A 241-nucleotide genomic window follows, 5' to 3' on the forward strand; every position below is an offset into this window, starting at 1 on the left:
GGCGTTGTATCTCGTTACTTACATTTAAGTAAAATCTTAGTTGCACCAGGAACTATGGTAACAAAAGGACAGATTATAGGGGAAATGGGTGGTTCTAACTATGTTGGTGGTGTTCTTAATATGTTTGGATACGCTGTCCATTTAGATTTCCAAATTCGTATAAACGACCAACCAACGGATCCAATGAAATTCTTTAAGAAAAATGATGATCCAGGGTTATCATCAGGTGGTGCTCCTACAA

General features: G+C 37.8%; 1 protein-coding gene. It reads left to right on the forward strand.

All coding sequences use genetic code 11. The features are described 5' to 3' along the window. The coding region (locus tag SB717_RS39030; RefSeq protein WP_410908641.1) for a M23 family metallopeptidase at positions 1-241 on the forward strand (241 nt) is incomplete at both ends.

The sequence above is a fragment of the Priestia sp. SIMBA_032 genome (genome assembly GCF_046535215.1).
GTDB lineage: Bacteria > Bacillota > Bacilli > Bacillales > Bacillaceae_H > Priestia > Priestia aryabhattai.